Raw genomic sequence first — 15,397 nt, 5'->3', positions numbered from 1 at the left:
TGTATACTTGAGGCGCTGATCGCGGGCGGGACTGCTAACTGTTGACCGAATTACCTTTAATACCGTCAGGGCGTGCAGCCCTTGACGGTATTTGCGCTGTCTATTGGCCCCCCGCCGCCTCGCACCACAGAAAATATCGCCCTCTCACCCCACAGAAAATGTTGACACCTCCCCGTCGAGCATTTAATTTATTAATTAGCCAGCTAACTAATCAAACGGAGGCCGTTCGCCATGCACCACCACCCTCACCACCACCGCGAGCTCTCGCAAATCATGAGCCGCGTCGTCAAGCTCCACCGCCGCGAGACCGACAAGCTCATCCAGCCCGCTGGCGTCTATCCCGGACAGCCGCCGGTGCTGTTCCGCCTCGCCGACGAGGACGGACTCCGCCAGCGCGACCTGGCGGAGCGCGTCGGCCTCGCGCCCGCCACGCTGACGGTCATGCTGTCGCGCATGGAGAAGTCCGGGCTCGTAGAGCGCCGGCCCGACGAGCGCGACCAGCGCGTCTCCCGCGTCTATCTGACCGGCAAAGGGCGCGAGGCGCTGACCGCCGTACGCGAGGCGATTCGCGTCGTCGAGGAGCGCGCGCTCGACGGATTTCTGCCGGAAGAACGGCTGCTTATGCGGCGCATGCTGCTGCAGATGCGGCACAATCTGATCGAATCTGATCATTAGCCTACGAACGATTGGAGGTTTCCTGCTTTGCGTGAACTTATTCGTTACTTGCGGCCTTATCGGGCCGCGTCGATACTCGCCCCGCTCCTGATGGTGCTGGAGGTCGCCATGGACCTGCTGCAGCCGCGCTTCATGGCCGGCATCGTCAACGATGGCGTCGTCGGGGGCCGGCTCGGGGCGATCTGGCAGCACGGCACTTGGATGGTCGGAGCCGCGCTGGTCGGGCTGATCGGAGGCGTTGGCTGTACCGTTTTTTCCACCTTCGCGTCGCAGGGCTTCGGCATGGACCTGCGGAATGCGCTGTTCCGCAAGGTCCAGACCTTCTCCTTCCGCAATCTCGACGAACTGACGACCGGCTCGCTCGTCACCCGGCTGACGGCCGATGTCGCCCAACTGCAGAACATGGTCATGATCTCCCAGCGCATGCTCGTGCGGGACGGCTGCCTGTTCGCGGGCAGTCTCATCATGGCCTTCCTGATCAGTCCGAAGCTGGCGCTGCTCTGTCTGGCCGCGCTGCCGCCGCTTATCGTCATTCTCATCGTCACGCTGCGGCGTTCAGGGCCGTTGTTCCTCTCCGTACAGCAGAAGCTCGACCGGGTCAACACGGTCGTCCAGGAGAACCTGTCCGGCATCCGCGTCGTCAAGGCATTCGTCCGTGCCGCATTCGAGCGGGGCCGGTTCGGCCTCGCGAACCGGGACAACCGGGACGCCGCGATCCGCGCCGCGCGTGTCGTCGCGCTGAACGGGCCGATCATGACGCTGCTGCTCAACGTCTGCATCGTCGCCGCGCTGTGGCTCGGCGGCCGGATGACGGACGGCGGCGGGCTCGCGGTCGGCAGCTTGGCGGCATTCATCACGTATATGTCGACGATGATGTTCTCGCTGGCGGGCTTGGGCAACCAGATCGTCAACATCTCCCGCGCCCGCGCTTCGGCGGGACGCGTGAACGAGGTGCTGCGCACGGCGCCGGATATGGCCGATCCGGAGAAGCCCGAGGTGGCCGAGGCGCCAGGGCTGCCGATGATGCTTGAAGCAACAGGTGTGCAAAGTACGGCGGAAGCATATGACAATGCTGATGACAATGCTGATGCCAATGCCAATGCACTTGCATTCGCAACCGCTCCCGCCTCCGCAGCCGTCCCCGCATCTCCCGGACGCATTCTTTTCGAACACGTATCCTTCGCCTACCCGACCGGCGACCGCGACGTGCTGCGGGACGTGAGCCTCGCGATCGAGCCGGGCTGGACCGTGGGCATCCTGGGCGCCACCGGCTCCGGCAAATCGACGCTCGTCAGCTTGATCCCGCGCCTCTACGATCCATCCGCTGGCCGCGTGACGATCGGCGACACGGACGTGCGGGATATCCCCGCCGACCGCCTGCGCCGCGACGTCGGCCTCGTGCTCCAGCAGGCGATTCTGTTCAGCGGCACGATCCGCGACAACATCCGCTACGGCCGGCCCGAAGCGACGCAGGAGGATGTCGAGTCGGCCGCCCGCGCCGCCGAAGCGCACGGCTTCATCAGCCGGCTGCCCGAAGGCTACGACACCGTCGTCGGCCAGCGCGGCGTGAACCTGTCCGGCGGACAGAAGCAGCGTCTCTCCATCGCCCGGGCGCTGCTCCTCCGTCCGCGCATCCTGATTCTCGACGACAGCACGAGCGCCGTCGACCTCGCCACCGAAGCCCGCATTCAGGCCGCGCTGCGCGAGCGGATGCAAGGCAGCACCTGCCTCGTCATCGCGCAGCGCATCTCCTCCGTCATGGAGGCCGACCGCATCTTCGTGCTGGACGACGGCCGGATCGCGGCCGCGGGCACGCACGAGGAGCTGCTGCGGGACAGTGCGATCTACCGCGACATCTACGAATCCCAACGCGGACAGGAGGCGCTCACCCATGTTTGAACGCAGAGGCAGACCCGATCCGGGCGCCGAAAAAGCGCGCGCCCACAACGCCGGCGCAACTATCCGCCGTCTGTGGGGCTATCTCGGCCGCCAACGCGCAGGACTCGCGGTCGCGATTGCGCTGATCCTGCTCTCCACCGCCGCCTCGCTCGCGGGGCCGTATCTGCTCGGCCGCGCCGTCGACAGCTACATCATCCCGCGGGAGTGGGACGGACTCGCGCGGCTATGCTGGACGCTGCTCGCCGTCTACGCGCTCGGCAGCCTCGCCTCATGGCTGCAAGCCTACGTGATGGCCGGCGTGTCGCAGCGCACCGTATGGGCGCTCCGCGAGGATCTTTTCGCGCATGTGCAGAAGCTGCCGCTGCGCTTTTTCGACCGCACGCCGCACGGCGAGCTCATGAGCAAGACGACCAATGACGTCGAGAACGTCTCCGTCACGCTCAACCAGAGCTTCGTGCAGATCGCCGCCAGCGCGCTCACGCTGTCGGGGGCGCTCGTGCTCATGCTGTGGCTGAACGTCTGGCTGACGCTCGTCACGCTGGCGACCGCACCGCTCGTCGTGCTCGTCGCCAAGACCATCGGGAAGCGCTCGAAGCGGTACTTCAAGGCGCAGCAGCAGGCGCTCGGCGAGCTCAACGGGTTCGTCGAGGAGACCGTGTCCGGCCAGAAAGCCGTCAAGCTGCTCCGCCGCGAGCCGGCGGCGATCGCGCGGTTTGCGGCGCATAGCGCCGAGCTGCGTGCGGTGGGTACACGGGCGCAGATTCTGTCCGGCACGATCGGGCCCGGCATGAACATGATGGGACACTTCAGCTTCATCCTCATCGCCGCGACCGGCGGCTGGATGGCGTGGCACGACTGGACGCGGATCGGGGTCATCGTGGCGTTCCTGAGCTACTCGCGCCAGTTCACCTGGCCCCTCAACGAGCTCGCCAACCAGTACAATGCGATCCAGGCCGCCGTCGCCGGCGCGGAGCGGGTGTTCGAGGTGATGGATACGGAGACTGAATACGAGGGGGAAAAGAAATCGTCGGAGCGGCCGCAACTTGCGAGTGGGATACGGGACGACGAGGCACATGGTGACTTCGGAGCGGACAGCGGCTCGGGCCGGGCCGAAGGATCGGATACCCGGCCGGCACCGGTTGTCCGGCCGAACCGGGCCGAGGGTTCGGACGACCGGCCGGCAGCGGCTGACGGATCGCGCCCGAACGGCGGCTCCGAGACGACATCGGTTAGCCGCGTCTTGGACGCCGTCCCGCGCGGACATGTCGTCTTCGACGACGTCAGCTTCGGCTACAACGGCCCCGGCGAACCTACGCTCAAGCGAATCAGCTTCGCGGCCGAGCCAGGGCACACCGTCGCCCTCGTCGGTCCGACCGGGGCGGGCAAGACGACCGTCATCAACCTGCTCACCCGCTTCTATGATATCGATGAGGGCCGCATCGCCGTCGACGGTCAGGACATCGCCGCCGTGCCCAAGGACGCGCTGCGCTCCCGGCTCGGCATCGTGCTGCAGGACGCCTATCTGTTCACCGGCACGATCGCGGACAATATTCGCTACGGCCGGCCGGACGCGAGCGATCTCGACGTCCGCGAGGCGGCGCGCCTCGCGCGGGCGGACGGCTTCATCGAGCGGCTGCCGCAGCGCTACGACACGCCGATGACGTCGGCCGGCGGCAATCTGAGCCACGGCCAGCGCCAGCTCATCACGATCGCGCGGGCGATCCTCGCCGATCCCGACATTCTGATCCTCGACGAAGCGACCAGCAGCGTCGACACGCGCACCGAGATGCACATTCAGGAAGCGATGAACGCGCTCATGAAGGGCCGCACCAGCTTCGTCATCGCACACAGGCTCAATACCGTGCGCCATGCGGATCTGATCCTGGTCGTGGACGGCGGCGAGATTGTCGAGCGCGGCACGCACGAGCAGCTCGTCGAGCGCGGCGGCGCGTACGCCCGGCTCTACAACAGCCAGTTCCGGCGGGCGATCTAGCGGGAGCGGGCGGGGCTGGCGGCGTTGCGGGGACGATAGCGGAACTTTTTTCCGCTATCGCCACGCTGCGGCTCGAATTTGCGGGCGATAACGGAACCTTTTTCCGCTATCGTCACACTGCGGCCCCGATTTGCGGGCGATAACGGAACCTTTTTCCGCTATCGTCACACTGCGGCCCCGATTTGCGAGCGATAACGGAACTTTTTTCCGCTATCATCACACTGCGGCCCCGATTTGCGAGCGATAACGGAACTTTTTTCCGCTATCGACACACTGCGGCCCCGATTTGCGGGCGATAACGGAACTTTTTTCCGCTATCGTCACACTGCGGCTCGAATTTGCGAGCGATAGCGGAACTTTTTTCCGCTATCGTCACGCTGCGGCTCGAATTTGCGAGCAATAGCGGAATTTTTTTCCGCTAGCGCCACACTGCGGCCCCGATTTGCGGGCGATAACGGAACCTTTTTCCGCTATCGACACACTGCGGCTCGAATTTGCGGGCGATAGCGGAACTTTTTTCCGCTATCGTCACACTGCGGCTCGAATTTGCGAGCGATAACGGAACCTTTTTCCGCTAACGTCACGCTGCGGCTCGAATTTGCGAGCGATAGCGGAACCTTTTTCCGCTATCGCCACGCTGCGGCTCCGATTTGCGGGCGATAGCGGGACTTTTTTCCGCTCCAAACTTCATGGATTCATCTCGGCCCCATGCTTCGTATCCGACGCACGCTCCATGAGCCGATTTTCATTTGGAACCGCGGAGACGAGCCAGTATAATGGAAGACGTGATGTTATATAAGGAGGAGACTCAGCAAATGGAATTCCGGATTGAACGCGATACGATGGGCGAGATCAAGGTACCTTCCGAGGCCATGTGGGGCGCGCAGACCGAGCGCAGCCGCCAGCACTTCAAGATCGGCACGGAGCGGATGCCCAAGGAACTGATCACGGCGTTCGCGCAGCTCAAAAAAGCTGCAGCGCAGGTTAATCATAAATTGGGCAAGCTCGACGCCGACAAGAAGGATGCGATCGTCGCTGCTGCCGACGAGATCGTCGCCGGACAGTGGGACGCCGAGTTCCCGCTCGTCGTATGGCAGACGGGCAGCGGTACGCAGTCCAACATGAACGTCAACGAGGTCATCGCGCGCCGCGCCAACCAGCTGCTCGAGGCGAAGGGTCTCGACCAGCGCGTTCACCCGAACGACGACGTCAACAAGTCCCAGAGCTCCAACGACACGTTCCCGACCGCGATGCATGTCGCGAGCGTAGTCGCAGTAGACGAGGTGCTGCTGCCTTCGCTGTCCGAGCTGAAGGCGACGCTCAAGGCCAAGTCCGAAGCGTTCATGGACATCGTCAAGATCGGCCGCACCCACCTGCAGGACGCGACGCCGATCACGCTCGGCCAGGAGATCAGCGGCTGGTACGCGATGCTCGACAAGACCGAGCAGATGATCAAGACCAGCGTGCAGACGCTCAAGGAACTGGCGATCGGCGGCACGGCCGTCGGCACCGGCATCAACGCCCATCCGGCATTCGGCGACGGCGTCGCCCAGGCGCTCAGCGAAGCGACCGGCGGCAAAGGCTTCGTGAGCGCGCCGAACAAGTTCCACGCGCTGACCAGCCACGACCAGTCCGTCTTCGCGCACGGCGCGCTCAAGGCGCTCGCCGCCGATCTGATGAAGATCGCCAACGACGTGCGCTGGCTCGCGAGCGGTCCCCGCTCCGGCATCGGCGAGATCACGATCCCCGAGAACGAGCCCGGCAGCTCCATCATGCCCGGCAAGGTCAACCCGACCCAGGCCGAAGCGATCACGATGATCGCCTGCCAGGTCATGGGCAACGACGCGACGATCGGCTTCGCCGCCAGCCAGGGCAACTTCGAGCTGAACGTGTTCAAGCCGGTTATCCTGAACGCCTTCATCCAGTCGGTCCGCCTGCTCGCGGACGGCATGCGCTCCTTCAACGAGCACTGCGCCGTCGGCATCGAGCCGAACCGCGAGGTGCTGAGCCGCAACCTCGAGCAATCGCTCATGCTCGTCACCGCGCTTAACCCGTACATCGGCTACGAGAACGCCGCCAAGATCGCCAAGCTGGCGCACAAGGAAGGCCTCACGCTCCGCGAAGCCGCCCTCAAGACCGGCCTGCTGACGGACGAGCAGTTCACCGAATACGTGAAGCCGGAAGACATGATTCATCCGAAAGAATAGAAAGCAAAATTGGCGTTCGAACCTTTGCCGGTTCGGACGCCAATTTTCATATTAAAGTTACTGCTCCGCCCTGTCCGGGTGGATATCCGTACAGAGGGCCAGTGCCGGCGCGGCCCAGGTCCGGGGAAATGACTGGTCTCGGGTATATTCTGGTCGGAGCGCTTCCGCAGCTATACTTCTATTTGACAAACGATCAATTAGAAGCAAGGAGCTGCTGTCATGCAATCAAACTTCGGACCGGACGAGGAAATAGAACGGATTCGTTCGGCCAGACGGGGACTTCTCGTCTACTTCGCCCTGCTCGTCCCGCTCTCCACGCTCGGCTACGTGCTCGCGCTGCACTTCCCGCTCGGGGCGCTGTTCCTCATGTGGGCGCCCGGACTGTCATCGATCGGCGCCCGCCTGCTGCTGCGCGAAGGCATAGCGGACATTTCCCTGCGGTTCGGCGGGCGTCGTACGGTGCGGGCGTTGCCTTTTATCCTGCTGTATCCCGTCGTCATCGGCCTGCTCGCCTACGGCATTGCCTGGGGGACAGGACTGGCGTCGTATACCGACCCGGACACGTTCATTCATGCTCCGCCCGGACTGCTGTTCGCCGCAGTGCTGCTCTTCCAAGTCGTGGCCGGCACCGTCGTGGGCCTGATCGGCAGCGTCGGCGAGGAGCTTGGCTGGCGGGGCTACATGCTGACGCGGCTGGTTGACGCTCGCATCCCTCGTCCGCTGCTGACCAGCGGGATCATCTGGGGGATCTGGCATCTGCCCGTCATCTTGTTCGGCCATTACGACTCCGGGCCGTACCCGGTCCTCTCCGTGCTGCTGTTCATGATCTCGGTTACGTCCTTCGGCTGCGTGATCGGACGCCTGCGGCTGACGACCGGCAGCATATGGCCCGCCTTCCTGCTGCATGCGTGCTGGAATGCGGTCATTCAGGATGCCTTCGACTCCTCCACCACAGGCGCACACGCGCTGCTCTGGACAGGAGAGTCAGGCGTTCTCGTAGCTCTTGCCTTACTGGCGACGGCGTTGCTCATGTCGAGAAGGCCGCTAATCGCGAGGCGCTTGTCCGACGTCGAGACACGCGAACATTCAGGTGCCGATCTGCACGGCTAGCCGCCGAACTGCAATAGCCAAAAAGCCGCCCGACGGGTTCATCCCGCTGGACGGCGTATGGCAACGAACGGCAGCGGATCGCCCGCTGCCGTACCGATTAGCGCCTTGCTTGCGCAGGGTCGAGAATCAGCTTGATCCCTTCGACCCGCAACTCATCCATTCGCTTCACCCAATCGACAAACAAGCCGAAGGTCGCTTCGGAGTAGCCGAACAGCCGCTGCAGTTCACAAGCGATCTCCCGTTCATCCTCGCTGTAATTGCCGTCTGCGTAGATGAGCAGCAGAATCTCCGCGCAGATGAGATTGCGAATCTGCTCCTCTTTAATATCGCCGACCAGCTCCGCGAGCGAACAAGCCCCGTCTTCCGCACCCGGCTCCCAGTCCTCCATATCCAGCTCCAGCTTCCAGGAGCGGAGATAATCCCATTCGTTGCGATTAACGAAGCCGTCCGAATCGGCAACCCGGTAGGCCAGCTTCAAAAACGCTTCTTTATGCTCACGCTTCTCAATAAAGTGCAGAAACATTCGACCCTACGCTCCTCATGACGTTCCATCCGTCTTCTAAGTGAATAGCGACCGCCTCCTGCTCTCAGCCGGCCGCCTTTGGCCGCACCAGCCTCGCCGCAGTCGCAATCCTCCCCTTCGATTGTACGACATTCGCACCGTCGATTTGAAGCATCGGGTTTTAACCCGCGGATCTTATATCTGCAAATCGCCTCGCACCGACTCCGTTTGCTGCTCCCGCCGCCCCATGAACGGCCACCAGTTCGCATCGCCGAACGTACGCACCATGACGGGCACGAACAGCGGCAGCACGATGACGGCGTACAGGAACAGTCCGCACAGCACCATCGTCGCGATCTGCAGCAGCGACATGACGCCAGACGGCAGCATCGCCGCGAACGTGCCGCCGAGGATGACCGCGGCCGACAGGATGACGGTGCCCATGTTGCGCATCGCCTTCAGGATCGCCTCCTGCGGCGGCAGGTCGCGGTACTCGCGGAACCGGTCCATCAGGAAGATGCTGTAGTCGACGCCCAGCGCGACCAGCAGCACGAAGCCGAAGAACGGCACGGTCCAGCTCACGCCGGAGTGTCCGAGCATGCGCACGAAGATCAGCTCTGTGATCGCGAGCGACGTATAATACGTCCCGATCAGCGAGATGACCAGGTAGATCGGAATGACGATCGAGCGGAACATGAAGATGAGGATGAGCCCGATGCCGATCAGCATGAGCACGACCGTGCGCGAGTAGTCGGCGGACGACACCTTGTGCAGATCGTTGTTGGCGCTGGTGACGCCTCCGATCTCATGCTGCGCGCCCGCGGCGTAGGCGGTGCCGCTCAGCCCGCGGTCTACGGCCTCCTGCAGCGGCGCGATCAGCTTCATCGTCTCCAGCTCGTAGGGATTGCCGGAGAAAATAACGTCGAAGGTGGCGATATTGCGGTCCTTGGAGACGTAAACGTTCAGCGCCTGCCGGAACTCATCGCTCTGCAGCGCTTGCTCCGGGATGAACCAGCCGCTCAGATCGTCGTCCTGCGCACCGGACAGCTCGCCGACGTAATCCTGCGCCGACTTCAGCCCGCCGGACACCTGATCGAGCCCGTTCACGCTTTTGTTCAGACCGCTCGTCAGCTCGCCCAGCTGGTCGTTCAGCTGCGCGAAGCCGTCGCCGAGCTGCCGCTGGCCCGCAGTCAGCTCGTCGAGTCCGCCCGTCACCGACGGCAGCCGCCCGATGATCTGCCCTTGCCCTGCCGAGGCTTGCCCGATGCCGCGCTCCAGCTCGCCGATGCCGGCCGACAGCTTCGCCAATCCCGCCGACAGCTGCGCCTGGCCGTCGGCCGCCTGTGCCAGGCCTGCATTGGCCTGCTTCAGACCCGCCGCCGCGCCGGCGAGCTTCCCGTTCAGCTGCTCAAGCCCGCCCGCCAGCTGCGATGCGTTCGACTGCAGCGCGGCGACGGTCGCCACCGCCCGCTTGTAGTCCGCATCCGCAGCCAGCTCCGGATACTTGTCTCCGAGGCTGCCGATGCCCGTGCCGAGATCGCCGAGTCCGTCCGCCAGCGCCTGCTGCTTCGCGGCAATATCGGCATAACCCGCAGACAACTGGCCCAGCCCGCTCTGCAGCTCGCCGTAGCTTGCCTCCAGCTTGCGGCTCGCGGCGAGCAGCTGATCCGCGCTCTTCTTGGCCTGCGCCGCGCCCTGCTGCAGCTCCCCGGCGCCCGCAGCGCCGCTCTGCAGCCCCTTCTGCACGGCCTTGAGCCCCGTCTCCAGCTGCGCGATGCCGCTCTTGAGCGACTCGGTGCCGCTGACGAGCTTATCCGCGCCCGCTGCGGCGCCGCTCAGCTTCGACGCGTTGGCGCTGAGCGCCTTGCTCGCGTCCGACAGCCCCTTGGACACTTGGCCGATGCCCGCTGCGCCTTGGTCCAGGCCGCTGCCCAATGCGTCCGCCTGCTGGGCGACCTGGAAGTCCTTGGGCGCCTCTCCGGTGGGCCGCGTCGCGCTCCGCACGGTCTTGACGCCCTCGACGCCGGCCAGCTCGCGGCTCACCCGCTCGATCATCGCGAGCCCGGCGGACGTATCGACCGGCTGGTCGGTCTTCAGGACGACGGTCGTCGGCAGCGATTCGCCGGGTCCGAAGCTGTCCGCAATCAGGTTGAAGCCCTTGACCGAATCGTACCGGTCGCCGATCTCATCCAATGAATTGAAGGAGATCGAGCCTTTATAAATAGAAAGGAAAGGCGCGAGCACGACGGCCAGCACGAGCAGCGACAGCAGCGGACGCTTCAGCGAGAAGCTGCCCATCGCGCCCCAGAAGCCGCTCGGCTTGTGCTCGAGCGAGCCCCGCGTCGGCCAGAAGATCGCCTTGCCGAGGACGGCCATAAAAAACGGGACCAGCGTCAACAGCGCGATCAGCAGCACGGCGACGCCGACGGCGACCGCAACGGCCGACTGGTACAGGCTGAACGCGGAGAAGCCGATGCAGGCGAATCCGACGAGCACCGCGAGGCCCGCATACAGCACCGTTTTCCCCGCCGTCCGGTACGTCGTCAGGATAGCCCCGATCTTGTCGCCCCCGTTGTGCGCCATCTCCTCCTTGAACCGGCTGATGAGCAGGATGCAGTAGTCCGTGCCGATGCCGAACATGACCGCCACCATGAAGATCTGGGTGAAGTTCGACAGCGGAAAATCCAGATACTTGACCAGATAGGAGACGACCGACTGCGCCGCGACATAGCTGATGCCGACGGTCAGCAGCGGGATAAACGGCGCGATCGCCGAGCGGAACACGACGAACAGGATGGCCAGTATGAACACGACCGTGATGTACTCCGTCTTGTGCAGCCCTTCCTGCGAGCTGTCGACGACATCCTCCTGGATGAGCCAGTTGCCGGTATAGTAATGGTCGACCTTGACGTCCGCCACGGCGGCGTCAAGCTCATCCCGCAGCGCGGACAGCTCGCGTCCGTGCGTGTCGACCGACAGCAGCGCCAGCACGGTCTTGCCGTCCTTGGACATCATCTGGTCCTTCAGCTCCGCAGTGTCGAAGTGCGTCGTGACGGAGACGATGCCGAGCTTTTTTGTGTCCGACTTCAATCTGTCGATGCCTTGCCTGATCTCCGACAGCTGCGAATCGGTCAGCGCGGCGTCGCTATGGAACACCAGCACGGTCGAGCTGCCGCCCTGGCCGGCCTCTCCGGCGCCCGCACGCTGCAGGTCGCGCTCGTGCAGCAGCTCGCCGGCCCTGGTCGACGTATTGCCGTCCGGCACGGTGATCTGGCCCTTCTCCCGCACCAGATCCGCCATGTTAGGCGCAGTCAGCGCCAGGCCGGCGACGACTGCAAGCCAGAGGACGAGCACCGCCCACCTGAATTTGACGATATGCCTCATTGCTCCTTGCCGCCCTTCTCCTCGGTGATGGGGCTCCCGCCCTGCATGACGACGCGCGCCAGCTTCTCGTAGGTCTCAATGAATTGATCGGCCTCCGACTCGTCGAAGGCGCCGACGTATGTCGACAGCACATCGCCGATCCGTCCGTCCAGCTCGGCGACGAGGCGCTCGCCTTCCTCCGTCAGCCGCAAGTACGTCACCCTGCGGTCTTTGCCGTCCGGCACGCGGACGAGCAGCTCCTTGTCCACCAGCCGCGATACGATCGCCGTGATCGAACTTTTGCCTACGCAGAACGCGTCGGCCAGCTCTGTCGAGGTACATTGGTCGCGCGAGCCGACGTATTCGATAATGGCGAATTGGTCCAGCGTCAGATCCCCCGGCATCTCATCGCGCAGCAGCGCGGTGATCCGCCTGTTCACGGTAAACATCGCCGACTTGTAGCGCTCGATGATCCGGCTCAGTTTTGGGCCGTCCAGCATTGGTATCACCCTCTAATCATTCATTGATTGAATTGTTTTATTATCGAACTATATCAGAAGCCCAAGCTTGCGTCAATCAACATCCGATTCACGCCGATTGCAGGACGGGGGTTTGAACTTTGGAATTACCAAATTGTTTATCGTTACGAATGTTAAGGTTTCATCTAAAATAATTACTATGCCATGGAAATAGGACTAAAGATTTATATTTATTTTTTCTTGTTCCATACATAATCTTATATATCCATTTATTCGACATAAGTATTATAATTCGACATTTTTCTCGCCTCTCACCCCGGTATTACTCCTGATCATTTATCGGGCAAAAATAAAGATGATTCCGAATGCCGTCGTAAAGACACGGCGAGCGTGGTAAATATTTTTAAAACGATGTGACCATCCGTGTCAAGAAAGGATCGCCTGCATTGAGAATAACCAACCGTTTTATTGCTATTTTTGGCGTACTTGCGACGATACTGGCCGGGTGCTCGCAAGGAACGACGCGCCCGGGAGACGGCTCTGACGGCGTTCCGCCCGCTAATCGTTACGGCGCCTCTGCGGCATACGACGAGGGACGCGGCGCCCTTGAGGGCTTCATCGCCCGCCGCATGACAGGTCCGGACGGCGTCTATACGAATTTGATCGACACTGCGCAGGACGGCAGCGCCGCGAGCGGCCACGAAGTGTTGAGCGAGTCGGCCGGCCTCTTGATGCGCTACTACGCCCTCACCGGGCAGCGCGAGGCGTTCGCCAGGACCTGGAGCCGCGCCAGAGCAGTGTTCGACATGACGACAGCCTTCAGTTACCGCTATAGCCCGCAATTGGACCGGCGTTATTCCGTCAACGCGGCTATCGACGACCTTCGACTCATAAGGGCGTTGTACGAGGCGGGGATCTTATTAAAGGATGCCTCCTATACGGCTGAGGCCGACAGATACGGCGAGCGCTTCTATACTTACAACGTCAAGGACGGCAATCTGTACGACTTCTATGACGAGACCTACAAGACGACCAACGATTTTCTCACGCTGTGCTATATCGATCTAAAGACGCTCGGCATGCTGAAGCTTGAAGACGGCGACAAAAAGCGACTGCTCGAAAACAGCCGGCGTACAGCCGAAGGCGGCTATCTGGGGGACGCGTTCCCCTTCTACGAGACACGCTACGAATATGGCAAGCAAGCATACGCGTCTCCCGAGGGTATTCGGACCGTCGAGTCGCTCGTGACGATTCTGCACCTGTCCGAGGTCGGGCTGGAGCATCCCGCGAGCGTCGCGTACATCAAGCGACAAGTGAAGGCCGGCGCTTTGTACGGTACGTATAGCCGGACCGGGGAGCCGAAGGACAACGTGCGTTCGACTGCGATCTATGCGCTCGCTGCGATGATCGGGTCCGCCGCCGCCGACAAGGAGCTGTACGAGCAGGCGCTCGCGCGAATGAACGAGCTGCGTACGATGGGGACTGGCGGACCGCTGGACGGGGGCTTCGGCGATCCCGCGACCGGCCAGGCCTACTCGTTCGACAATCTGACGGCTCTGCTGGCTCTCGCTTATTAGCCGCATGCCGCCTCACGCTTCACGCCTCACGGCCAGGAAAGGAGAGGGGAATATGAATCAACCGGAATCGGCGAACACGGGAGCGATCGCCGCGTATTTGAAACGTATTTTCACCGCTGCGACCCGCTACGCCTCTCCTTCCCTGCTCGCGGCCGCAGCGGTGCTCGCGATCTCGGCGGCCGCCTTGTTCGTCAAGCCTTATATCGGCATGGCCGACAACGGCGACTATTTCCGTGTCCTGTACAGCAACGGCATCTACTTCAATGCGCCGGATTACGCGAGCCAATACTTCGGGTATTTCATCAAGCATTATGGCATCTTCCAGTATTTCAACGAGAACGGCGCCACCCTCTCTTCGTCCCAGTCACTCTTCATCCGAACCGCGCTCCAACTGAACATCTGGCTCCTGAACGCCCGGACGTTCGATATCCGCATCCAGGCCGCGATCTATTTGATCCTTTATACCGTTGCCGTCTATATGCTGGTCGAGGCTCTGACCTGGGGAGCGCCTGCGAAGAGAGGTTATACGATTGCCTCGATCGCGGTGTTTTTGTTCGGGGATACGGCCTACACCGCTTATTTCAACTCCTTCTACAGCGAAGCCCTCATGCTGGTCATGTCGCTGTTCGTGCTGGCCTCCGGCTTGCTGATCTACCGCCGGCGATTCAACGACTATGCGATGCTCGCCGTATTCGTCGTCAGCTCCCTGCTGCTCGTCACGAGCAAGCAGCAGAACGCGCCGCTCGGCATCTTGATCGCCTTGTTCGGCATCTGCGTGCTGCTCGCGCGCACAGATCGCCCGTACAGGCTCAGCGCGGCCGGCGGACTGGCGCTGCTCTGTGTCGTCAGCATCGCCTCCTACGTGCTCATTCCACAGGAGTTCGTCAATATCAACAAATATCACGCAATGACCCGAGGCGTGCTGCCCGACTCGAGCAACCCCGAGAAGTCGCTCGAGGGCATGGGCATCAACGGGCAATATTCGCTGCTCAGCGGTACGATCTATTATGAGCCGTATACGACGATCGACGTGAACTCGAATCAGATGCTGACCGAGTTCTACGGCAAATTCGGCTTCGGCAAGGTGCTCGCCTATTACGCGACCCATCCGGGCCAGGCGGGCAGGATGCTGAACCTGGCCGCCAAGGATGCGTTCACGACGCGGCCGGAGGCGATGGGCAATTACGAGAAGTCCGCAGGCTTGGCATTCGGCGCACAGACGCATTTCTTTTCTGTATACAGCACGCTCAAAAAGACGCTGACGCCCAAAACCTTCGGGTTCATCTTCCTGTGGCTGATCATCGTCGTCGGGCTGTACTTGCCCTCGTTCGTGACCGCCGTCCGGACCAAAAACCGAAGGCAGGCGGTCAGGCTGCCCCTGCTGCTCATGATGATCCTCCTCGGTCTCGCGGGCATCGCGATCTCGATTGTGGGCGCGGGCGACGCGGACTTGGCCAAGCACGAATTCATGTTCACGATCGCCTTCGACCTCGTGACCTTCACGACAGTATCCGACGCCCTGCTGGGACGTCTCTGGCGCAATGTGCCGCTGCGCCCAGGCGCCGCTCCGGCGGCGACCGCCGTCTAAGACC

The 15,397-nt window shown here is 62.6% G+C and carries 10 protein-coding genes; 7 read left to right on the top strand and 3 right to left on the bottom strand.

The features are described 5' to 3' along the window. Positions 1 to 231: 231 nt before the first annotated feature. From VQ071_RS06775 to VQ071_RS06755, 5 genes are all read left to right on the top strand, one after another. Positions 232 to 675 (top strand): MarR family winged helix-turn-helix transcriptional regulator, encoded by a 444-nt coding sequence (locus tag VQ071_RS06775; protein WP_340513136.1) that lies wholly within the window; start codon positions 232 to 234, stop codon positions 673 to 675. A 27-nt stretch (positions 676 to 702) separates the two neighbouring features. Continuing rightward, positions 703 to 2,574 carry an ABC transporter ATP-binding protein gene (locus VQ071_RS06770; protein WP_340513135.1) on the top strand — a complete coding sequence of 624 codons (1,872 nt, stop codon included), beginning with the start codon at positions 703 to 705 and terminating at the stop codon, positions 2,572 to 2,574. Then, positions 2,567 to 4,567 (top strand): ABC transporter ATP-binding protein, encoded by a 2,001-nt coding sequence (locus VQ071_RS06765; RefSeq protein WP_340513134.1) that lies wholly within the window; start codon positions 2,567 to 2,569, stop codon positions 4,565 to 4,567. The genes VQ071_RS06770 and VQ071_RS06765 overlap by 8 nt, the downstream gene beginning before the upstream one ends. Positions 4,568 to 5,382: 815 nt before the next feature. Beyond that, positions 5,383 to 6,774 (top strand): class II fumarate hydratase, encoded by a 1,392-nt coding sequence (gene fumC, locus VQ071_RS06760; protein WP_340513133.1) that lies wholly within the window; start codon positions 5,383 to 5,385, stop codon positions 6,772 to 6,774. 219 nt (positions 6,775 to 6,993) lie between these two features. Next, a complete protein-coding gene (locus VQ071_RS06755) occupies positions 6,994 to 7,884 on the top strand; it encodes a type II CAAX endopeptidase family protein (RefSeq protein ID WP_340513132.1) in 891 nt (296 codons plus the stop codon). A gap of 97 nt (positions 7,885 to 7,981) precedes the next feature. On the opposite strand, the gene VQ071_RS06750 is transcribed toward VQ071_RS06755, so the two are convergent. The 3 genes from VQ071_RS06750 to VQ071_RS06740 all read right to left on the bottom strand — a co-directional run bounded on the left by VQ071_RS06750 (position 7,982) and on the right by VQ071_RS06740 (position 12,249). Beyond that, positions 7,982 to 8,407, bottom strand: a complete 426-nt coding sequence (locus tag VQ071_RS06750) for a TerB family tellurite resistance protein (RefSeq protein WP_340513131.1) — start codon at positions 8,405 to 8,407, stop codon at positions 7,982 to 7,984. Positions 8,408 to 8,581: 174 nt separating this feature from the next. Beyond that, on the bottom strand, positions 8,582 to 11,770 hold the full coding sequence (locus tag VQ071_RS06745; protein ID WP_340513130.1) for an MMPL family transporter: 3,189 nt from the start codon (positions 11,768 to 11,770) through the stop codon (positions 8,582 to 8,584). Further along, a complete protein-coding gene (locus VQ071_RS06740; RefSeq protein ID WP_340513129.1) occupies positions 11,767 to 12,249 on the bottom strand; it encodes a MarR family winged helix-turn-helix transcriptional regulator in 483 nt (160 codons plus the stop codon). The genes VQ071_RS06745 and VQ071_RS06740 overlap by 4 nt, the downstream gene beginning before the upstream one ends. Positions 12,250 to 12,674: 425 nt before the next feature. On the opposite strand from VQ071_RS06740, the gene VQ071_RS06735 reads away from it, so the two are divergent. Together VQ071_RS06735 and wsfD are read left to right on the top strand one after the other, a co-directional pair. Further along, a complete protein-coding gene (locus tag VQ071_RS06735; RefSeq protein WP_340513128.1) occupies positions 12,675 to 13,805 on the top strand; it encodes a hypothetical protein in 1,131 nt (376 codons plus the stop codon). A gap of 52 nt (positions 13,806 to 13,857) precedes the next feature. Next, the gene (gene wsfD / locus VQ071_RS06730) at positions 13,858 to 15,393 is read left to right on the top strand and encodes a glycan biosynthesis hexose transferase WsfD (RefSeq protein WP_340513127.1); all 1,536 of its coding nucleotides are present in this window, start codon (positions 13,858 to 13,860) and stop codon (positions 15,391 to 15,393) included. Positions 15,394 to 15,397: the final 4 nt, after the last annotated feature.

The sequence above is a fragment of the Cohnella sp. 56 genome (assembly GCF_037963805.1).
Classification (GTDB): Bacteria; Bacillota; Bacilli; order Paenibacillales; family Paenibacillaceae; genus Cohnella.
Note: the sequence above shows the minus strand (reverse complement) of the source record. Positions and strands in the feature narration are given on the sequence as shown.